This is a genomic window from Nitrosospira multiformis (assembly GCF_003050865.1).
GTDB classification, from domain to species: Bacteria; Pseudomonadota; Gammaproteobacteria; order Burkholderiales; family Nitrosomonadaceae; genus Nitrosospira; species Nitrosospira multiformis_E.
Window position 1 is genome coordinate 1 of the sequence record NZ_QAOK01000027.1, and the last position, 21,433, is coordinate 21,433.

The window sequence follows — 21,433 nt, forward strand, 5'->3', positions numbered from 1 at the left end:
GTACCACCCATATTCCCGCTACCAGTACTTTACATACCCATAAGCCCGTAAAGACTACTCCCCGCCATACACTTAAGTCAAGCAGTTTGTCAGTGATGTAGAAGTGAGCACTTACTCTGCAAGAGGCTCTGGATTATTCGGGAACTGGGGAATTACCACCGCGCCAATATTCCATCCAGTTGTTCCAGGCTTTCATAATGAATCAGTATGGTTCCTTTACCTTTTTTTCCGGGTGTTATCACGACCTGCGCTCCGAGCTTTGCCGAGAAATTCTCCTGCAATCGTAGTAAATCACGGTCGCGCTGGGGGTGATGTTTTACCAGCGGATGTTCGATCTGATATACCAGCTTTTCTGTTTCCCGTACTGAAAGTCCTTTATGCACTACAAGATTTGCCGTCTCTATCTGCTTGGCCGCGGAGAGTGATAGCAATGCGCGAGCGTGTCCCATGTCGATCTTTCCCTGCATCAGCAGTTCCTGGACAGGCGCAGCCAGATTGAGCAATCTCAGGAGATTGGAAACCGCGCTGCGCGAACTGCCCAAGGCTTCGCTGGCAGCCTGGTGCGTCATGCCAAACTCGCTGATGAGCCTCTGGATTCCCAGGGCTTCTTCCAGGGGGTTGAGATTTTCGCGTTGAATGTTCTCGATCAGTGACATCGCCAGCGCAGCCTCATCCGCAACCTCGCGGATCAAGGCCGGCACCTCGCCCAATCCCGCCAGTTGCGCTGCACGCCAACGACGCTCGCCGGCGATAATTTCGTACTTTCCACCACCGACTGGCCGCACGAGTACTGGCTGCATCACACCCTGGGCTTTGATGGATTCCGCCAGCTCCCCCAGCGATTCCTTATCCATGCGCGTACGCGGCTGGTATTTCCCCGGCTGCAGCAGCGAGACCTTGATGTTCTGAAGCGCCTCCTCCGCAACAACGTTATCGCCGCTGCCCGCCAGCAACGCATCCAGCCCTCTCCCCAACCCTCTCATTTTCACTCTTCTTTCGTCTGGCTTCATATCTTCTGGGCTTCAAGTTTCTGTTCATACTGCTGGTCCGGCTTGACGCTCTCCGGAAAGTATCGGGCTGATATTTCACGCGCCAGCGCCAGGTAAGCTCGTGTACCTTTGGATAGCCTGTCATGGTACAGCGCCGGAATTCCAAAGCTGGGCGCCTCGGCTAATCGCACGTTACGGGGAATTACGGTACGGTAGACCCTGTCTCCAAAGTACTGCTGCAACTGATCGGAAACCTGTTGTGCCAGGATATTGCGTGGATCGAACATGGTGCGCAATAATCCCTCGATCTCCAGGGTGGAATTGAAGTGAGCGCGCACTTTCTTAACGGTGTTGACGAGATCACTCAACCCCTCGAGAGCGTAATACTCGCACTGCATCGGGATCACCACAGCCTTGGCTGCACACAGACCATTCAGCGTGAGCAGATTGAGAGCAGGCGGACAATCAATGAGAATAAAGTCGTATTCCTGCTCGACTTCCTGCAACGCTTCCCGCAAACGTGTTTCCCGCCCCGGCAAATCAATCAACTCTATTTCCGCCCCGGCAAGTTCGCGATTGGCGGGAATCAGATCATACTTGCCACTGGTGGAGGATACTCTCACGTCCACGACGCCCTTGCTTCCCAGCAGGACCTGATAAACCGTGTGCTGCAACCCGCTCTTGTCTACACCACTGCCCATCGTGGCGTTACCCTGCGGATCAAGGTCTATCAACAGCACGCGTCGCTTCACAGCTTCAAGGCTTGCCGCCAGATTAACGCTAGTGGTCGTTTTACCTACGCCACCTTTTTGATTGGTTATTGCCAGAATTTTCGCCATCGCCACTCCTAGAACCGAAATAACGGAAGCCGATCAATACGAGATGGAACACTTGGCAAAAAGCCAAGGGATCTTACTTTAGCGTCCGGCATGCTTGAGCACAACCAGATGACGCTTCGCCCTCAGACCGGGGACCGCCAGCAACAATATTTTGTCGACAATGAATGCCTCGGGTAACTGTGCAAGCTCTTCGTGGGGATACACCCCTTTCATCGCCACCAACCGCCCACAGTCAGCCCCTTGCTCCTCCCCCAATGCGCACAAATGTCCCGCAAGCTTGACGAAGTCTGCCAGATCGGAAAAAGCGCGCGAAATAACGGTATTAAAGCCGGTGTTCGAACGAACGCTTTCCATGCGCTCGTCGATGATTTCCACGTTTTCAAGCCCCAATTCAATCCGCGCCTGTTGCAGGAAGGCGGCTTTTTTGTGGTTGCTTTCCACCAGCGTCACGCGCCACTCCGGACGGGCCAATGCCACCGGGATTCCAGGAAGGCCGGCGCCGCTGCCCACATCCGCGATGCGCGGTCCGATGATGTGCGGCAGAACAGCCAGACTGTCCAGCACATGCAGTGCGAGCATTGCTTCCGGTTCGCGCACTGCCGTCAGGTTGTGCACCCGGTTCCATTTCTGGATGAGCGCCAGGTATTGCAGGAGGCGCACCTGATTTGACTCGGAAACAGACACTCCCAATGCTGCAATTCCGTCAGCGAGTTGCGTAGCGGGATTCACGCGCTTTTCTTCGTATTTGCGCCAGAAAAACCGCGCTTGACATGGACCAGCAATAGCGAAATTGCTGCGGGGGTGATTCCGGAAATGCGGGACGCCTGCCCTGCCGTTTCAGGCTTGAACTGATTAAGTTTCTGCTGAACTTCATTCGAAAGGCCGCGCACGGTTTTATAATCCAGGTCCTGCGGCAGGCGAATGTCCTCATAATAAGCATTACGCGCCACTTCGTCTTTCTGGCGATCGATGTATCCCTGATACTTGGCCTGAATTTCGACCTGCTCCGCCACGGCAAAATCGGCAACAGGTTCACCTGCGCCAGGCAGTGTCATGAGTTCCGCGTACGACACATCGGGTCGGCGCAACAAGGCATGGAGAGAGCACTCATGCTCGATGTTTTTCCCGATGACACGCAATGCATCGGTTTCGGAAAGGCTTTTCGGGCTGAGCCAGGTGACCTTCAACCGGTTTTGCTCTTGCACGATAGCCTCTTGTTTGATATTAAACGCCGCCCAGCGCGCGTCACCCACCACTCCCAGCCTGCGCCCGGCTTCGGTCAGCCGCAGATCGGCGTTATCCTCCCGCAATTGCAAGCGGTATTCCGCGCGACTGGTGAACATGCGATAGGGTTCAGTGACGCCCCGGGTAATGAGATCATCCACCAGCACGCCCAGATAGGCTTCATCCCGGCGCGGACACCACGGTTCCCTATCCTGCGCTTTTAGCGCGGCGTTGATTCCCGCAAGCAGCCCCTGCGCCGCAGCCTCTTCATAACCGGTGGTGCCATTGATCTGTCCCGCAAAAAACAAACCTTCGATCATCCTGGTTTCAAGCGAGCTTTTCAGGGCACGCGGATCAAAATAATCATATTCGATCGCATAACCGGGTCGGGTGATATGAGCATTTTCCAGCCCTTTGATGGAACGCACCAGTTTCACCTGCATGTCAAAAGGGAGACTCGTGGAGATTCCGTTCGGATACACCTCGTGGGTCGTGAGGCCCTCCGGTTCGAGAAAAACCTGATGCGATTCCTTGGCAGAGAAGCGGACGACCTTGTCCTCGATAGAGGGACAATAACGAGGTCCAATACCCTCGATCGCGCCGGAGAACAGAGGGGAGCGATCCAGGCCGCTGCGAATAATATCGTGCGTCTGACTGTTGGTATGCGTGATCCAGCAGGGCACCTGCTTCGGATGGGAAGCAGCATTGCCCATAAAGGAAAAAACGGGCACAGGGGCGTCGCCAGGCTGAACGGCAACAGCGGAATAATCGATGGTACGGCCATCTATGCGCGGCGGAGTACCGGTTTTCAACCGCCCGACAGGGAGCTTCAATTCGCGCAGGCGGCCGGCAAGACTATTGGATGGCGGATCTCCTGCCCGCCCGGCTTGAAAATTTGCCGAGCCTACGTGAGCCAGCCCACTCAGAAAGGTTCCGGCAGTAAGGATTACAGCACGCGCACCAAAGCGGATGCCAAGCTGTGTAACAACTCCAGCCACACGCTCCCCTTCAAGCACGAGATCATCCACCCCCTGCTGAAACAGCCAGAGATTCGGCTGATTTTCCAACCGCTGCCGGATCGCTTGCCGATAGAGGACTCGATCGGCCTGGGCGCGTGTTGCGCGGACCGCAGGTCCTTTGCGCGAGTTGAGGATGCGAAACTGTATGCCTGCCTCATCCGCCGCCTCTGCCATCACGCCTCCGAGCGCATCGATTTCTTTCACCAGATGCCCCTTGCCGATCCCGCCTATGGAAGGATTGCACGACATCTGCCCCAAGGTTTCGATGTTGTGTGATAGCAATAGCGTCTTTTGCCCCATTCGAGCGGCAGCAAGCGCCGCCTCGGTACCGGCATGGCCACCGCCTATAACTATCACATCAAATATTTCAGGAACAGTCATGAAAGCAATCGGACAAAAATGAAAATCCTGATGGAGTAGCGCCATTCTACGGCAAAACATGGAGCCATGTAAGAATCATGGAGAGGTCTTGCGGTAAAGGAGTTTCAGTGTCTCTTTGTTTCACGTGAAACAGTTTTGCCTTGTTGTTTCACGTGAAACAAAAGCTAGTGAGAAGGCCGCAGGGAAAAATCGAAAGGCAAGGAAATTACACTCTATAACGGAGTACTGAAATTCTTTTCCAGCTCCCTGCAGTATCCACGTTATGCCCTCCCACTAATTGAGCATCTTCTGGCGGCGAGTGTTGGAATCGCCTTGCAGGAGGATGCGCCCCTGTGATCAGTCCACGCTGCCGCTTTAACCAGCAGCGTCGATCCAGTAACGGTGCAAATACAATACAGGCAGTTGCTCGCTGCAAAACACATACAGCGGTAGAAACGTTAATGGTCTTGGTAGATTGCCTACCCCGCTTAAAATTGAACCCGTTTTCGATCTGTCCTAGCCACTCAACTTCTTGTTCAATTGCTGTGACCTCTCCAGCCCCTCCGTTGAGATCTGGTTCCAGCCTATACCCATGCCTTAACTCATCCAAAATAATCGATTACAGAGCCTCTACGATTGCCGCTTTTTTGTGCAACCGACGAACATTTCCTTTAATTCGAGTGAATGAAGGTAACTATGGAGTGCCGCGCGCTCCCCTGGGGTCAGGTTATGCTTCCCGGACAGTCCGAAGCTGTACTCGCCATCGCTTACCAGTATTGAAGCGATGCAGTAGACGGGATCTATCGACCAAACAAGTCCTGTTGCTTCCATACATCGGCTCTCCGATGCGTCGAAGTCCAGGGAGAACTCGACAGGGCTGTGTGAACGGAACTGAGAAAACTCCCGAATGACCCCTTTGCATCGCGCAGATACTCATCCAGTCGCGCTGCCGTTTCCCCAGGCAGTAATCTAATACCTAAACTCAGACCGTTATCAGATGCGGTCACGATTGTTCAAACAACGTGACGACGCATTGCTTATTCGAATCTTCACGATCCAGATACAGGACGTCCTCTAATATTGCCGCCACAGCAACGTATGCCGTTGCTACCCACCTCTCCACCGCCAAAATCCTTGATCCGAACTTCCTCATCGGCGGAAACCCGATTATTTCTCCGATAACATCTGCTATTCGCGCAACCTTCCTTGGAATAGGTCTGAAAACAGATTCCAGGGAGTTGACATGCATTTCTCGTTCCCACTTCCATCATCCGGAATATTCAGACCGATCGTATGGCGACTCACAAGTACCATATGGATTTGAGAGTTCGGTGACTTAACAACCGAATCGCATGCTGTCCAACCACACGGCAACCTCCAAACCCTACCGTGCTGACACGCTTGGCCGGTGACAGCCACTCAGAAGCATCTCGAGGTAAATCTGCTTCTCACGCCTATCTATTTCCATAATCCTCCTCGAGTTGGAGTACCGGCAACTTGAGATAACATGTTCTTCTGTTGTACTTCTCCATTTACCTTTTTAGTAGATAGTCCCTAAGAGCAGTCCCGCCTGTACTTTTGAAAAATATGTACTACCATGAAATTAATCCACGGCTACGGAGCGTTCCACTTCTGGCTTCGATAAAGATCACAGCGTATAGGCCGCGCTTGAACTGGGACTGTCTGCTGCACCCGATTGATTGCAGCCAGTAGCTAATCAAGTTCCATGAAGCAGAAACCTGATGAGAAGGAGACGAAGATGAATCTACACTCGACTGGCAGGGCAAACTGGTTGTTCAGCGGGCTCGCGCTCGGCGCGCTTACCATGTTCCTCCTTGATCCTGACAAAGGAAGACGCCGCCGGGCATTGGCAAGAGACAAGATATACAGCGCTGGTGTTAAAACCCGCAAGCGCATCGATGCAAAGTCACGCGACCTGGCCAACCGTTCGAAAGGATTGCGTGCTGGGGCACGCCATATGATGTCCAGCGACGATAAACGCGGCGAGAACAAATCGAGCGAGAGTCAGCCTGAAACCTGAGTGGGAGGAGATCCTCAGGAAGCGAGAAGCCCTGCTACTTCCCTATGCAGAAGCGGGAAAAAATTTCGCCCAGCAGGTCGTCCGCACTGAATTCGCCGGTAATCGACGATAGAGCGAGTTGGGCAAGCCGCAGTTCCTCAGCAAAAAGATCGACTTGATCCACCCCGTCTGCTAGGGCACAGGCAGCTTCGAGATGTGCCTGGGCGGCTGTTAATGCAGAAAGATGACGTTGGCGGGCCATAAAGGCTCCTTCTCCTGCTGACGACTGCCATCCAATCATCTCCAGCAGTCTTTGCCGCAGCAATCCGATTCCCGCACCCGTTTTAGCGGAAACCCGGATATCTATGGTGGCTGCGGTAGAAGTGGTGGAATTCAGGAGCGGTTCGAGCAGGTCGGTTTTGTTATGGACGACAATGAGCCGCAGACCCGGGGGAAGCGAGGCGAGGATGGCGCGATCTTCTGGCGTTACTCCCACTCGGCTATCCACAACCAACAGGACAATACTGGCTTTATCGATCGCGGAACGGGTGCGTGCCATACCCATTTTTTCGACCGCATCCTCCGTCTCCCGCAAGCCGGCGGTATCCAGAAGATGCAAGGGCACACCTTCAATCTCTATGGCTTGGCGGATAACGTCCCGTGTCGTGCCCGGAATTTCCGTAACGATAGCAACCTCTTCTCCGGCGAGACGATTCAGGAGACTGGATTTTCCAACATTTGGCTGCCCGACCAAAGCAATCCATATTCCTTCCCGCAGCAGACTACCCTGCCGGGCTGAGCTGAACACCTGTTCAAGTTGGCGCCGGATATGCTCCAGCCTGACTTCCAGCTCCTTTCCAGAAATGAGCTCAATTTCCTCCTCCGAAAAATCAAGGGCAGTCTCTACAAGCATTCTCAGGTCAGTAAGTGCTTGCACCAAAGCATGAATAGTATTGGAAAATTCCCCTTGGAGGGAACGGATGGCGCAGCGGGCAGCTTCCTCGTTGCTGGCGTCAATAAGGTCCGCCACGCTTTCAGCCTGGGCCAGATCAAGCTTATTATTCAGGAATGCACGCAGGGTAAACTCCCCCGGCTGCGCCAGCCGCGCGCCAGCGGAAAGACAACTCGACAGCACCAGGTTCATGACTGCAGGGCCGCCGTGTCCTTGCAGCTCCAGAACCTCTTCTCCGGTATAGGACTGGGGAGCGGGAAAGTAGAGCGCTATTCCCTGATCGATAACGCGACCATTTTCGTCACGAAATCGGGTGAGGCTGGCGCGCCGGGGCTCCGGCACACAGCCTGCGACCTTGAGAGCAAGCGATTGCAAATTTCTGCCGGAAACACGCACCACCCCGATACCTCCCCGGCCTGGGGGCGTTGCAATCGCGGCAATCACATCAGAATGGATCATCCTGAGTTCGATGCCATCCCCCTTTATGAAGGCGGGAAGGGAGGAGAGGGGCGCCGGCAATTCCCCTGATTGCTAATTTGCTTTCTTCTGCTTGCTCGTATTCGCGGCCGAACCTTCGATCATGCGCGTGATCTGCCACTGCTGCGCGATGGAAAGCACGTTGTTTACCAGGGAATACAACACCAGGCCCGCGGGAAAGAAGAAAAAGAAAACGCTGAATGCCAAAGGCATGATCTGCATCACTCTCGCCTGGATGGGATCGGTCGCCGGGGGGCTGAGTCGCTGTTGCAGGAACATGGAAATGCCCATGATCACCGGCAGCACGTAATAGGGATCCGGGGCGGAAAGATCCTCTATCCATAACGCAAAAGACGCGTAGCGCAATTCCACGCTCGAGAGCAGCACCCAGTACAACGAAATGAATACCGGAATCTGCACCAGGATGGGCAAGCACCCCCCCATCGGATTGATTTTTTCCGTTTTATAAAAATCCATCATGGCTTGGTGCATGCGTTGCCGGTCATTCCCGTGTTGTTCCCGCAAACGCTGGAGCTTGGGCGTCACTAAACGCAACTTCGCCATCGAGCGGTAACCTGCCGCAGACAGGGGAAAGAATGCAAGCTTGACTGACATGGTGAGGAGAATGATTGCCACCCCCCAGTTTCCAGTCCAGGAATGGAACAACGACAACAGCCAGAACAATGGCGCGCCGATCACCGTCAGCCAGCCATAATCCACAACGAGATCGAGACCCGGCGCGATCGACGCAAGCTTGCTTTGCTCTTCCGGCCCCGCGTAGAGCGGGACGGTAACGGTGGCGCTATCGCCCGGTTCTATCTGACCCACCGGTACGATTACACCGGCGGTATATTCGTTTTCTCCAAGGCGTTTTGCGTAATATTCGCGCGACAGCTTGTCCTTGGGTAGCCATGCGGTCAGGAAGTACTGCTGCAGCATGGCAATCCAGCCATTATCCGCATTCTTGGGATAGCTGGCATTACCCTTGTCCAGCGCGGAAAATTCGATTTTCTTGAATTTTTCCTCTTCGGTATAAAGCGCCGCGCCGGTATAGGTCGGGATCATAAAGAACGACCCCACGGGAGGCTGGCTGTCGCGCAGCATCTGAAAGTAGGAAAACGGCTGGATGGCTACGTTCCGTTGATTGGTGACCTCGAAACTGACATCGATGAGATAGCTCCCGCGATGAAACATATAGACCTTAGTCACCTGTACACCATCGGCCTCTGGCGCGCTCAACCGTATCTGGATTTTATCCTGCCCGGCTGCCAACTCGTATGTGCCCGATTCCGCCGTAAAACGCGTCTTGTGGGTGGGTAAATCTTCACCGATCAACCCGGATTGTGCTACGTAGACGCGCTCAGGATCGCTTTCCAGTAATGCGAAAGGCTTGTTTTTATCTTCCTTGGCAGGTTGATGCAGCAACTCGAGGCGGCGAATATCGCCCCCCGCAGTGTCAATTTCAGCCAGCACCATGTCGGTCTTGACCGTGATTTTGTCCCCGGATTCAAGCTTGCCCGCTACCCTGACAGGAGCGCCGTTTTCCGCGGTTGCACCCCTTTGCGGTACTGATGAAGCAAGCTGATCTCCTGGCACCGGAGTTTCGGCAGTATCTGCACCGGCCTGCTTTTCCGTGCCCTGCATTGCCGTGGTCGGCGCCTGGGTTGCAGGATATTGTTCTTTCTGCCACGCATCCCACAGGAATAACAGCGATGTGGCAAAAATTAGGAAGAGTACGAATCTTTGTGTATCCATCTTGCTCTGCGAGTTATTTTTTTACGACAGGTAAAAACCGTTCAGAAACATTCAACGGGATGGTTCCACAGGAACCGGGTCATATCCCCCCCTGCTCCAGGGATTGCATCGCATTATCCTCCAGACGCTGAGAACGAGTCCTCGCGCGGCCCCATGCCGGGCTAGCGCTTCACATGCATAATGCGAACAAGACGGACTGAACCGGCATGAGGGCCCAAGGAAAGGGCTCAGGCAATATTGATAGAGCCTGATAAACGCAATAATTATTCGCGACATTGCTGCAATTGAATCATGAGACGCCGTGCTTCGTCCGCCAACTGCACCGAACTGCGATCACTGGCACGACAACGGAGACGTATCACCAGATCAAGGCCCGCCATATCCTCCTGGCGTGCACGAAACACTTCCCTCAACACCCGTTTCACCCGGTTGCGGTTTACGGCAAGCCGTTCAATTTTACCTGCCACTATTAATCCCAATCTGGAATGCAATAAACCGTTGGGTTTGGCGAAAACCTGAAGTAATTCACCGCCTTTGGAACACCTGAACCGGATGACCGAGGAAAATTCTTCTGCCTTATGCAGGCGATGAGTTTTAGGAAAACGAATAATACGGCTCCCGGAATGCGGTACGTTACTGCACTCCCAGGCGAACCCGTCCTTTGGCGCGCCGAGCCCGGATTACCGCCGCTCCACCCACGGTTTTCATGCGGACCCTGAAACCGTGGGTCCGCTTTCTGCGCGTCACGGATGGTTGGTAAGTACGTTTCATTATTACCCCTGTGCCTGATAATGATAAATAAAACTCGACATTACAACTCTTTACGACGGCCTGTGTCAACCGATATTTTTTGCCATTCCTGTGGATAAGCTGTGAAGAACGGTCTAAAATATTTCGCTCACCTCGCCCGCAACTTCCGTTTCTTCCCCAACGAGTCATTAATATCATGCTTGCACCGGATACCTTTTGGCTTGCCTGTCTCGAATATTTTGAAAATGAGCTGAGCGCCCAGCAATTCAATACCTGGATCAAACCGCTGCGCCTGCAGCTGTCGGACGACTCGCCTGAGCCTGTCCTCACACTGATCGCACCTAACCGTTTTGTCCTCCAATGGGTAAAGGACAATTTTTTGAGCGGCATCACGCAGATGGCGGAAAACCACTTCGCGCACCCGGTTCAGTTGCGGTTGGAACTCGCCGGCCAGGTTGCGGCCAGCGCATCTCCTTCGATTGGCGGGAATAACGGAATGGATTCCCGTCCGGTTACCGCAGTGTTTGATGCGCCGACAGGATCCCCGCAAAAGGCACCGAAGGATACGAAAGATACAAAGGAAAAACAGGAAAAAAATCCAACCAGGCTGAATCCCTCTTTCACCTTCAATACTTTCGTCACAGGAAAGGCAAACCAGTTGGCACGTGCCGGGGCTATTCAGGTTGCCGAACGTCCCGGCGTTGCTTATAACCCCTTCTTCATCTATGGGGGGGTAGGATTGGGAAAAACCCATCTGATTCAAGCGATCGGCAATTTCGTTGTGGAGCACAACCCAAGTGCCAAGGTTCGCTATATTCACTCGGAACAATACGTTTCCGACGTAGTAAGGGCTTACCAACATAAGGCATTTGATGAATTCAAGCGCTACTATCATTCGCTGGACTTGTTGCTGATTGACGATATCCAGTTTTTTGGCGGGAAAAATCGTACGCAGGAAGAGTTTTTCTACGCATTCAACGCCCTGATCGAAGCGCACAAGCAAGTCATCATCACCTGCGACTCTTACCCGAAGGAAATCGCCGGCATGGAAGAACGGTTGATTTCGCGTTTCGGATGGGGCTTGACGGTAGCGGTGGAACCTCCTGAACTGGAAATGCGCGTCGCTATTCTCCTGAAGAAAGCATTGATGGAAGATATCATCCTGGATGAAAGCGTTGCTTTTTTCATCGCAAAACACATTCGCTCCAATGTACGCGAACTGGAAGGTGCATTGAAAAGAGTGGTCGCTTACTCACGCTTCACCAGTCACGCACTGAGTCTGGAGTTGGCGCGGGAAGCATTGAAAGATCTACTGGCGGTACAGAACCGTCAGATCTCCATTGAAAACATTCAAAAGACAGTGGCGGATTACTACAAGATCAAGGTCGCCGAAATGTACTCCAAAAAGCGGTCTCGCGTTGTTGCCCGCCCACGCCAAATGGCCATGGCCATCTCCAAGGAACTTACCCCTCTGAGTCTGCCCGATATCGGGGAAGCCTTCGGGGGTCGGGACCATACTACGGTATTGCATGGATATCGAAAGATTGCCGAATTGCGCGCTTCCGATCCTGCCGTCAATCGTGACTTCAATACCTTGCTGCACATTCTCCGCGGCTAACTGCAAACTGAATAGCAAACTGAGGTTAAAAACAGGATGAATTGGGGATAACTCATCGCTTTTGTTCAGACTTTAATTCTGCTCACAAACTATCCACAGTCCATACCTTATTGATACAAAAATAGAAAATGATCTAATATACTGATATAAGGCAAACTTTCCTACTTTTACCGGATTTCGCCAGTTCTTATTAACTATTATTAGCTTTACAATTAAAAAATGAAACTGATAGAAACCGACAGGGATACGTTGCTGAAACCTTTGCAGACAGTTACCGGTATTGTCGAGCGACGTCATACCTTACCCATCCTTTCCAACGTACTTATTGAACGCAAGCAGGAAAATATTTCGTTTATTGCTACCGACCTTGAAATCCAGATTACTACCTCCGCCACCGATGGTGGCAAGGCAGATGAGGAATACTCCGTAACGGTTGCTGCAAAAAAACTTCAGGATATATTGCGTGCACTGCCTGAAAAGGTGCAGGTGACGCTGGAAACCAGCGACAGCCGGCTTCAGGCCAAAGCGGGAAAAAGCCGCTTCAATCTGCAGACGCTTCCTGCGGAAGATTTTCCAAAATTTCCTGAAAGCAATGAACCGCAGGGAACAGTCAAGGTACAGCAGAAGGAATTGAAACATCTCCTGTCGATGGTCCAATACGCCATGGCCCACCAGGATATTCGCTACTACCTGAACGGCTTGCTGTTATTGCTGGAAAACAATCAACTGAAGGTGGTTGCAACCGATGGTCATCGGTTAGCGTTCGCCCTGATGATGCTTGAGACACCGTTGGAAAAAAAGGAGGTCATTCTTCCTCGCAAGGTGGTGCTCGAATTAGCCCGGCTATTGAATGAAACCGAGGAGCCGGTAACCATAGAAGTACTTCAGAACCAGGTGCGTTTTACCTTCTCCAATGTCATTCTGGTATCCAAAGTGGTCGATGGAAAGTTTCCGGACTATAACCGCGTCATCCCCACCGGTTACCAGAAACAATTCGATATAAACCGGCTGTTGCTGCTACAGACACTGCAACGCGCCGCGATCCTGTCCAATGAAAAATTTCGCGGAGTCCGTCTTATCCTCACCACCGACAATCTTCGTATCGTCTGCAATAACAGCGAACAGGAAGAAGCGCAGGAAGAGCTGGAACTTCAATATGACGGAGAAGGGCTCGACATTGGTTTCAACATCACTTATCTGCTCGATGTGCTGAACAATACGGACTGTGAAACAGTAACGTGCGCATTTGGCGACGCCAACAGCAGTGCGTTGATCACCATTCCGGGTAACGACAGTTTCAAATATGTGGTCATGCCCATGCGCATATGAGGTAAATACCAGGTCATTTCACACTCTTCTGTAGCTGGGAAGCTGCAGAAGCGTCTGTCGGTGCGCTTATGGTATAATTTATTGCTTACTGCGAAGCATTTTCCGGCATTGCAGACTCAGCTACGACCTTTATTGAGTTTCCTTGGGCCTTCCCCGAGTGGCCTCCTGAGCCTTAATCCCCCAGGTAAGTGAAAACCGGCTCTCCGTAGCGTTTGCTCTAGATGTTTTCCGATAGCAGTCAGCAGGATTCGCAATAAAGTTATTGCGAATCCATCAGTGTGGAAGCGATTGGATATTCCGTTTCAAATAACTGAAACAACTGAAGATACAGCAATGAACGAAAAAGAGCGTTCCCTACAGCAAAAAAGCAAAAGCTCCACTGATTATGGCTCGGATAGCATCAAGATCCTGAAAGGGCTGGATGCGGTGCGCAAGCGCCCTGGCATGTACATTGGCGATACCAGCGACGGTACCGGGCTGCACCATATGGTGTTCGAGGTATTGGATAATGCGATTGACGAGGCGCTGGCCGGCTATTGCGATGAGATTTCGGTCATCATCCACCCCGACAACTCGGTTACGGTGCAGGACAATGGTCGCGGCATTCCAACGGGCATAAAGCAGGATGACGAGCTCAAGCGTTCCGCTGCTGAAATCGTCATGACCGAGCTTCACGCCGGGGGTAAGTTCGATTCCGATTCATACAAGGTATCAGGCGGCTTGCATGGCGTTGGCGTCTCGGTCGTGAATGCCCTGTCGGAATGGTTGCGCCTTTCCATTCGTCGAGATGGAAAGGTTCATCAGATGGAGTTTCGCATGGGCGTGCCGATGACACCACTGGCCGTGACCGGAAAGACTGAACGGCGTGGTACCGAAGTACATTTTCTGGCGAGCAAGGAAATATTCGGAGATATCGAATACCACTACGACATATTTGCCAAGCGGCTCCGGGAACTTTCCTTTCTCAACAATGGTGTCAAAATCCATCTCGTAGACCAGCGCAACGCCAAGGAAGAAACATTTGCCTTTGTGGGCGGAGTCAAGAGTTTTGTCGAATATGTCAATCGCACCAAGTCGGTGCTTCATCCCAATATTTTCTATGCAGCGGGAGAAAAAGACCGCATCGTGGTGGAAGTCTCGATGCAGTGGAATGACAGCTATACCGAGCAGGTGCTGTGCTTTACAAACAATATTCCGCAAAAGGATGGCGGTACTCATCTCACAGGGCTGCGTGCGGCCATGACGCGCACCCTGAACAATTACATAGAAAAAAGCGATCTCGCAAAAAAAGCCAAAATCGAAACCTCGGGCGACGACATGCGCGAGGGCCTGTCATGTGTTTTGTCAGTGAAGCTGTTCGAACCCAAGTTTTCATCTCAAACCAAGGAAAAGCTCGTATCGTCGGAAGTGCGGCCGGTAGTGGAAGAAATCGTGTCGCTCAAATTGGCGGAATTCCTCATGGAGCATCCGGTCGATGCAAAAATCATCTGCGGCAAGATCATCGAAGCAGCCCGGGCCCGCGAGGCCGCGCGCAAGGCGCGGGAATTGACCCGGCGCAAAGGTGTGCTGGACGGCATGGGGCTACCCGGCAAACTGGCGGATTGCCAGGAGAAAGACCCGGCTCTGTCCGAGCTTTATCTGGTCGAGGGTGATTCCGCCGGGGGCTCCGCCAAGCAGGGACGCGACCGCAAGTTCCAGGCCATCATGCCGTTGAAAGGAAAAATCCTCAATGTGGAAAAAGCTCGTTTTGACAAGCTGATTTCCTCGCAGGAAATTGCGTCCCTTATCACAGCGCTTGGCACCGGCATCGGCAAGGACGAGTATAACCCGGACAAATTGCGCTATCACCGCATCATCATCATGACGGATGCCGACGTGGACGGCTCGCATATCCGCACCTTGCTGCTCACTTTCTTTTACCGACAAATGCCGGAACTGATCGAGCGCGGCCATATCTTCATTGCCCAGCCCCCGCTATACAAGATCAAGCACGGCAAGCAGGAACGCTACGTCAAGGACGATCACGAGCTCAAGCAATACCTGCTGGGCCTGGCGTTGACGGATGCGGAATTGCATACAGGAGAGGGTAAATCGCCGCTGACTGGAGAAACGCTGGAAAATATCGCGAAAGAATATCTTCTGGCGGAAGCCGTGATCGAGCGCAGGAGTTCGCTGATCGATAGCGAAGTCATGCATGCGTTGTTACGCCATTCCGACATCGATCTAAGTAATGAGGGGCTCGCGACCGAAAGCGCGGCTCGTTTGGCGGAACAGGTCAATGCAGCAAATATCACCATCGTACCCAAGTACGACGCCGCCACAGAAGAGTACCGGCTGAAAATCTCCCGCATGCATCACGGCAACGTTCGCCACAGCTATATCGACCAGGATTTTCTGCAAAGCGGTGACTACGCGCAAATTAGGCAAACCGCCGAGGTGCTCGATGGCCTGATAGGGCCGGCAGCTTATGTGCAGCGTGGCGAAAAGAAACAGGCAGTGAGCGACTTCAAGCAAGCACTCGACTGGCTGCTGGAGGAAGTCAAAAAAGGCATCGGCACCCAGCGCTACAAAGGTCTGGGCGAGATGAATCCCGCCCAGCTCTGGGAAACGACCATGGACCCGAAGGTTCGTCTGCTGCTGCGCGCCCAGATCGAGGACAGCATCGCCGCCGATGAAATTTTTACCACCTTGATGGGTGATATCGTGGAACCTCGGCGCGCGTTCATCGAGAACAATGCGCTGGGAGTGAGGAATCTGGATGTTTAGCTGATATGTCATCGGCTTGAAGCCAATATGTGAAGACGTCACTGGCTACTTCGCATCATAGAGGGCGTCTTGACGCAATCTGGCAGCTTGAGATGGTAAACTCGCAATTTTTCAATAAAAATTATTCACAGGTTTTAAAACAACATGTTGTCCTCACACAATACTCTCGAAAGCGTAGACCCTGATCTCTGGCAGGCCATCAAAGGCGAGATGCAGCGCCAGGAAGAATATATCGAGCTGATCGCGTCTGAAAATTATGCGAGTCCTGCAGTGATGCAGGCGCAGGGATCAGTGCTGACCAACAAGTATGCAGAGGGTTATCCCGGAAAACGCTACTACGGCGGCTGTGAGTATGTGGATGTCGTAGAGCAGCTGGCAATTGATCGGGTAAGGGCGCTGTTCGACGCAGAGTATGTCAACGTCCAGCCGCATTCCGGCTCACAGGCCAACGCCGCGGTCTATCTCACTGCCTTGAAACCGGGAGATACCCTCCTTGGCATGTCGCTCGCGCATGGCGGGCATCTGACACACGGTGCTTCGGTCAATCTCAGCGGCAAGATTTTCAATGCCGTTTCCTATGGCCTTCGTTCTGATACCGAAGAGCTGGACTATGACGAGGTTGCGCGTCTGGCGCACGAACATAAGCCGAAGCTGATCGTGGCAGGGGCTTCGGCTTACGCGCTGGTGATAGACTGGAAGCGCTTCCGCAAGATTGCGGACGATATAGGAGCCTATCTGTTCGTGGATATGGCGCATTATGCGGGGCTGGTTGCGGCAGGATACTATCCCAATCCCGTCGGCATCGCCGATTTCGTCACGAGCACGACCCACAAGACGCTGCGCGGCCCGCGGGGCGGGATCATCATGGCCAGGGCGGAACATGAGAAAGCGCTCAATTCCGCTATTTTCCCGCAAACCCAGGGCGGTCCGTTGATGCACGTGATTGCCGCCAAGGCAGTAGCCTTCAAGGAAGCGGCCAGCCAGGAGTTCAAGAACTACCAGGAACAGGTAATCGACAATGCGCGCGTAATGGCGAAAGTGTTGCAGGAGCGCGGATTGCGCATCGTCTCGGGGCGCACCGACTGCCACATGTTTCTGGTGGACCTGCGCCCCAAGTATATTACCGGCAAGCAGGCTGCGGAATCGCTGGAGTTGGCGCATATCACCGTCAATAAGAATGCGATTCCCAACGACCCGCAGAAACCATTCGTCACCAGCGGGATTCGCATCGGCTCTCCTGCCATCACCACCCGCGGCTTTACCGAAATTGAATCCGAACAACTGGCGCATCTGATAGCCGATGTACTGGAGGCGCCGACAGATTCCTCGGTGCTGACAGAGGTTGCACGCCAGGCAAAAGCACTATGTGCAAAATTTCCCGTTTACCAAGGCTGATCGCGCAGTGGAGCGGCGCATACTGACGCCGCTTCCATGTCTCGCCATGCGGACGACCTGCACCTGGATCAATTTGCTTTGGCTCCAGGGCTGAAGTCAGCCGACCGGTTCCAGATCGACGCATGAAATGTCCCTTCTGCAACGCGCCTGACACAAGCGTGATCGACTCCAGGGTGAGCGAGGAAGGAGACAGGATACGTCGCCGCCGGCGCTGCCCCAACTGTGACAAACGCTTCACCACCTACGAAACAGTGGAATTGCGCTTGCCGCAGGTCGTGAAACAGGATGGTAACCGCGCTGAATTCGACCGTGAAAAATTGCGTACCGGCTTTATGCGGGCATTGCACAAGCGTCCGGTCTCGGCAGAGGATGTGGAGGCGGCAATGAGCCGCGTCATCCAGAAGCTGCTAAGCTTGGGTGAACGGGAGGTGGCCTCGCACAAGATCGGCGAGATGGTGATGGAAGAACTCTATAAACTGGACAAGGTCGCCTACATTCGCTTTGCTTCTGTTTATCGAAGTTTTCAGGGTGCTGCCGATTTCGATGATGCAATCCGGGAACTGCAAGGACCTGATAACAGGAAGGAACCGGACAAAGCTTGATTCACACGTTTTACCTCTGTTTTCCGTCTTCCCACCAAGCGACGCGGCTGCCACTTGAGTTGCAAACTGAATTTGCAGCTTTGTATTTGAACAATGGAGTTTCCAATGTTCTCGCCAACCGATTACCGTTTCATGGCGCGGGCGCTGCGGCTCGCGGAAAAAGGGCTTTATAGTACAAGCCCGAATCCCCGGGTGGGCTGCGTGCTGGTGCGCGATGGACAGGTGGTGGGTAGCGGCTGGCACGAGCTTGCAGGTGAGGCGCATGCGGAAATAAATGCACTCGCTGCGGCCGGGCCGGCGGCACGCGGCGCCACCGCCTATCTCACACTGGAGCCGTGCAGTCACCATGGTCGCACTCCACCCTGCGCCGATGCCTTGGTTCAGGCAGGTGTCGCAAAAGTCATTGCAGCCATGCAGGATCCGAATCCCCTCGTGTCCGGTCGCGGTTGCGCCCTTCTGGAAGAGGCGGGGATAGAAGTGCAAACCGGCTTGATGGAAGCGGAAGCGAAAGCTTTGAATATCGGATTTGTCTCGCGCATGACCCGCGGTCGTCCCTGGGTCAGGGCCAAGATCGCGGCAAGTCTTGATGGCAAGACGGCACTCAACAACGGGTCCAGTCAATGGATCACGAGTGAAGCGGCACGTCGTGACGGGCACCGCTGGCGCGCCCGTTCCTGCGCGGTAATGACCGGCATTGGTACAGTGTTGGCCGATGACCCGCAGCTCACGGTGCGCCATATCCATACCTCCAGGCAACCCATGCCGGTAGTGGTGGATAAGGGACTGGATATACCGCTGGATGCGGGATTGCTGCGTGGCGCAGGCGAGCTGATTTTTACCGCTGCCGCCAGTGAAGGCAAAATTGTCGCGTTACGTGATGTGGGTGCGCACGTCATCCTGTTGCCGGATAGCGCTGGCAACGTTGATCTGGCTGCAATGATGCAACGGCTTGCGGATTTAGAAATAAACGAAGTGCTGGTCGAGGCAGGGCGCGGCTTGAACGGTGGGCTTCTCCAGGCGGATCTGGTGGATGAACTGGTCATTTATCTTGCCCCCTGTCTGATCGGAAATGCGGCGCAGGACATGCTCAAATTGCCAGAACTCTTGAATCTGGAAGACAAGCGCGCCCTCAAGATTCACGATGTACGCGCCGTGGGACAGGATATCCGCATTATTGCCCGTTTTGCTGACAGGATGGTTCCATAACCGGGGTCGATTCTCTTCTTTCAAAATCTTCTGGGTTTTCTGAGTTAAGTAAGCGCACACTTACTCGGCTCATGGCTGGAACGAAAGATCCGTTTATGTTTTCGCCGGATACTTGGTGAGCTTGCGCTGTAATGTCCGCCGGTGCATGTTGAGGACGCGCGCTGTTACAGAAACGTTTCCCTTGTTCTCGTTGAGTACGCGCTGAATGTACTCCCACTCGAGCCGCCCGACGGATAGGGGGTGGGCGCTGATCTGCACGTCTGAATCACCGGTCGTGCGCTCGAACGCCGCCATGATTTCATGGACGTCGACCGGCTTCGCGAGATAGTGGGTGGCGCCAAGTTTGATGGCCTCGACCGCGGTAGCGATGCTGGCGTAGCCCGTCAGCATGACGATACGCGTGCCGGGATCGAGTGCTTTCAGCTTTTCGACCAGGGATAATCCGGAAGGACCGGGTAGTCTGAGATCGACAACGGCATACTCCGGCGTGCAGGCCTCCGCAAGCTCCAGCGCCTGGTCCACGCTATGCGCGCAGGTGACGTTGAATCCGCGTTTGGTCATTGCATTGGCAAGAACCGTACAAAAGGTCTGGTCATCGTCCACAATCAGCAAGGTGGGACGATCATCCACTTCCGTCATGGGTAACGTTTTTGTCATATCGATGGCTGTATCAGAGGGAGTATGACTTGGGTACAGGCTCCGCCTTCACGATTGGTCAGGCGCACCTTGCCGCCAAACCGCTCGATGTTTGCATTTGCCAGAAACAGGCCGATGCCGAAACCCTGCCCTTTTGTTTTGGTGGTGAAAAAGGGCTGGCCGGCACGCTGGGCCGCCTCTCCGCTCAGTCCTTCTCCATAGTCGAGTATCTGCAGATGCAATTCCTGATGACTCCAGGTAACTTCTATCTCGATGTGTTTCAAGGATGCGTCCGCCGCATTATTCAACAGATTCAAAATGGACTGGCTCAGTAATTGCGTGTTCAGAATCTGGGGAGCTGGCTGCACTCCGCTGCCGCGATAGGTAAACTGGGCGGAGGGCCGCATCAATTGCCATTTATCCAGAACCTGGCGTAAAAAAAGATCGACCGTCTGGCCACTCACATCTTCGGCGCGTGCCTGGCCCGCATCTGCCAGCAATTGCGTCAGGGTGCGCTTGCAGTGCGCGATCTGATCCCGCAATATTCTGATATTGCCTTGAAATTCGGTGTTGTCGATGTATTCGTCCTGCAGTTCCCCCGTGACTATCGCCATGGTTGCCAGGGGCGTGCCCAGTTCATGCGCCGCGCCAGCGGCCAGCGTTCCGAGTGCAATGATCTGTTCATTACGCAATGCCTGTTCACGCGCCAATGCCAGGTCCTTGTCGCGTTCGCGGATCGATATGCCCATCTTGACAACGAACCACGCGATCAATACCGTGCTCAGTACGAAAGCTAGCCACATCCCGGAAACGTGCATGATGAATTCGCTGCCATGTTCTTCATGGTTATGTGGCAGGGGCACATAATAAAACAGCAACAGCGTATAGCAACTTATGGTGATGGCAGCCATCACCCAGGTATAAGCCCAGGGCAGCGCAGCCGCGGCAATAGTCAGAGGCAGAAGGTATAGCGAGATAAACGGATTGGTCGAGCCGCCGCTGAGGTAAAGCAGCGTACTTAAAGCAAGCACGTCCACCAGGAGTTGTGCAAAGAACTCCATGCTGGAAACCGGCCATTTACGATGGAGACGTATCCAGGTCGCCAGGTTCACCACCCCCAGCAAAACCGCTACCGCGACCATTTCCGCCCAGGGTAATTCCAGCTCGAGTCCCCAGTAAGCCAGCGCAAAAGTCAGGCATTGCGCCGCGATGACAATATTCCTGAGCAGGAATAAACGTTGCAGATTCTTGCGGAGAGGTGGCTGGCCGGGGTTAGCAAGCACTTTTGTCGCTGATTTTCTCATGCCGGATGAGGAGCCTTATTTGATCCGGCCAGAAAAAATACTATGAATCTCGTCATTCCGGGCCTGGCCCGGAATCCAGCCCAAACCAATAATGGGGTACTTTGAATGTCACTGGATACCGGTTTTCGCCGATATGACGTTTGTACTGTTTGCTCGCCGAATTAATAGTAACTCCCATGGGCTTCTCTAGAG

The 21,433-nt window shown here is 53.6% G+C and carries 19 protein-coding genes; 7 read left to right on the forward strand and 12 right to left on the reverse strand.

The genetic code is table 11. The features are described from left to right. Nucleotides 1-152: 152 nt before the first annotated feature. The 5 genes from C8R21_RS12365 to C8R21_RS12385 all read right to left on the reverse strand — a co-directional run bounded on the left by C8R21_RS12365 (nucleotide 153) and on the right by C8R21_RS12385 (nucleotide 5,262). Nucleotides 153-1,010, reverse strand: coding sequence for a ParB/RepB/Spo0J family partition protein (locus C8R21_RS12365; RefSeq protein ID WP_107762982.1), 858 nt, complete (start codon nucleotides 1,008-1,010; stop codon nucleotides 153-155). Next, complete coding sequence (locus C8R21_RS12370; protein ID WP_107762983.1) at nucleotides 1,007-1,828, reverse strand: ParA family protein; 822 nt, start codon at nucleotides 1,826-1,828, stop codon at nucleotides 1,007-1,009. Before C8R21_RS12370 ends, C8R21_RS12365 begins: the two co-directional genes overlap by 4 nt. 78 nt (nucleotides 1,829-1,906) lie before the next feature. After that, the gene (gene rsmG, locus C8R21_RS12375; protein ID WP_107762984.1) at nucleotides 1,907-2,557 is read right to left on the reverse strand and encodes a 16S rRNA (guanine(527)-N(7))-methyltransferase RsmG; all 651 of its coding nucleotides are present in this window, start codon (nucleotides 2,555-2,557) and stop codon (nucleotides 1,907-1,909) included. Next, nucleotides 2,554-4,452: a tRNA uridine-5-carboxymethylaminomethyl(34) synthesis enzyme MnmG gene (gene mnmG, locus C8R21_RS12380; RefSeq protein ID WP_107763009.1), complete on the reverse strand. Its 1,899-nt coding sequence runs from the start codon at nucleotides 4,450-4,452 to the stop codon at nucleotides 2,554-2,556. The genes rsmG and mnmG overlap by 4 nt, the downstream gene beginning before the upstream one ends. 609 nt (nucleotides 4,453-5,061) lie before the next feature. Beyond that, nucleotides 5,062-5,262: a hypothetical protein gene (locus C8R21_RS12385; protein WP_107762985.1), complete on the reverse strand. Its 201-nt coding sequence runs from the start codon at nucleotides 5,260-5,262 to the stop codon at nucleotides 5,062-5,064. A gap of 928 nt (nucleotides 5,263-6,190) precedes the next feature. Here C8R21_RS12385 and C8R21_RS12395 point away from each other — a divergent pair. Then, nucleotides 6,191-6,472, forward strand: a complete 282-nt coding sequence (locus C8R21_RS12395) for a hypothetical protein (RefSeq protein WP_107763010.1) — start codon at nucleotides 6,191-6,193, stop codon at nucleotides 6,470-6,472. A 34-nt stretch (nucleotides 6,473-6,506) separates the two neighbouring features. Here C8R21_RS12395 and mnmE read toward each other — a convergent pair whose 3' ends face one another. The 5 genes from mnmE to rpmH form a co-directional block, all read right to left on the reverse strand. After that, nucleotides 6,507-7,862, reverse strand: a complete 1,356-nt coding sequence (gene mnmE, locus C8R21_RS12400; protein ID WP_107763011.1) for a tRNA uridine-5-carboxymethylaminomethyl(34) synthesis GTPase MnmE — start codon at nucleotides 7,860-7,862, stop codon at nucleotides 6,507-6,509. A 72-nt stretch (nucleotides 7,863-7,934) separates the two neighbouring features. After that, a complete protein-coding gene (gene yidC / locus C8R21_RS12405) occupies nucleotides 7,935-9,635 on the reverse strand; it encodes a membrane protein insertase YidC (protein ID WP_107762987.1) in 1,701 nt (566 codons plus the stop codon). A gap of 51 nt (nucleotides 9,636-9,686) precedes the next feature. Continuing rightward, nucleotides 9,687-9,911, reverse strand: coding sequence for a membrane protein insertion efficiency factor YidD (gene yidD / locus C8R21_RS12410; RefSeq protein ID WP_107762988.1), 225 nt, complete (start codon nucleotides 9,909-9,911; stop codon nucleotides 9,687-9,689). Next, nucleotides 9,899-10,246, reverse strand: a complete 348-nt coding sequence (gene rnpA, locus C8R21_RS12415; protein WP_107762989.1) for a ribonuclease P protein component — start codon at nucleotides 10,244-10,246, stop codon at nucleotides 9,899-9,901. Before rnpA ends, yidD begins: the two co-directional genes overlap by 13 nt. A gap of 22 nt (nucleotides 10,247-10,268) precedes the next feature. Then, nucleotides 10,269-10,406 (reverse strand): 50S ribosomal protein L34, encoded by a 138-nt coding sequence (gene rpmH, locus C8R21_RS12420; RefSeq protein ID WP_074975636.1) that lies wholly within the window; start codon nucleotides 10,404-10,406, stop codon nucleotides 10,269-10,271. Between the two features lie 175 nt (nucleotides 10,407-10,581). On the opposite strand from rpmH, the gene dnaA reads away from it, so the two are divergent. The 6 genes from dnaA (at nucleotide 10,582) to ribD (ending at nucleotide 19,301) form a co-directional block, all read left to right on the forward strand. Then, nucleotides 10,582-12,003, forward strand: a complete 1,422-nt coding sequence (gene dnaA / locus C8R21_RS12425) for a chromosomal replication initiator protein DnaA (RefSeq protein WP_107762990.1) — start codon at nucleotides 10,582-10,584, stop codon at nucleotides 12,001-12,003. A 219-nt stretch (nucleotides 12,004-12,222) separates the two neighbouring features. After that, nucleotides 12,223-13,332 (forward strand): DNA polymerase III subunit beta, encoded by a 1,110-nt coding sequence (gene dnaN / locus C8R21_RS12430; protein WP_107762991.1) that lies wholly within the window; start codon nucleotides 12,223-12,225, stop codon nucleotides 13,330-13,332. Between the two features lie 333 nt (nucleotides 13,333-13,665). Beyond that, nucleotides 13,666-16,098 carry a DNA topoisomerase (ATP-hydrolyzing) subunit B gene (gene gyrB, locus C8R21_RS12435; protein ID WP_107762992.1) on the forward strand — a complete coding sequence of 811 codons (2,433 nt, stop codon included), beginning with the start codon at nucleotides 13,666-13,668 and terminating at the stop codon, nucleotides 16,096-16,098. A 144-nt stretch (nucleotides 16,099-16,242) separates the two neighbouring features. Beyond that, complete coding sequence (gene glyA / locus C8R21_RS12440) at nucleotides 16,243-17,493, forward strand: serine hydroxymethyltransferase (RefSeq protein WP_107762993.1); 1,251 nt, start codon at nucleotides 16,243-16,245, stop codon at nucleotides 17,491-17,493. Nucleotides 17,494-17,615: 122 nt separating this feature from the next. After that, on the forward strand, nucleotides 17,616-18,095 hold the full coding sequence (gene nrdR, locus C8R21_RS12445) for a transcriptional regulator NrdR (protein WP_107762994.1): 480 nt from the start codon (nucleotides 17,616-17,618) through the stop codon (nucleotides 18,093-18,095). Between the two features lie 105 nt (nucleotides 18,096-18,200). Next, complete coding sequence (ribD, locus tag C8R21_RS12450) at nucleotides 18,201-19,301, forward strand: bifunctional diaminohydroxyphosphoribosylaminopyrimidine deaminase/5-amino-6-(5-phosphoribosylamino)uracil reductase RibD (RefSeq protein WP_107762995.1); 1,101 nt, start codon at nucleotides 18,201-18,203, stop codon at nucleotides 19,299-19,301. A 93-nt stretch (nucleotides 19,302-19,394) separates the two neighbouring features. Here ribD and C8R21_RS12455 read toward each other — a convergent pair whose 3' ends face one another. Continuing rightward, nucleotides 19,395-19,958, reverse strand: coding sequence for a response regulator transcription factor (locus C8R21_RS12455; RefSeq protein WP_107762996.1), 564 nt, complete (start codon nucleotides 19,956-19,958; stop codon nucleotides 19,395-19,397). Continuing rightward, a complete protein-coding gene (locus tag C8R21_RS12460) occupies nucleotides 19,955-21,241 on the reverse strand; it encodes an ATP-binding protein (protein ID WP_375136006.1) in 1,287 nt (428 codons plus the stop codon). Before C8R21_RS12460 ends, C8R21_RS12455 begins: the two co-directional genes overlap by 4 nt. Between the last annotated feature and the right edge of the window lie 192 nt (nucleotides 21,242-21,433).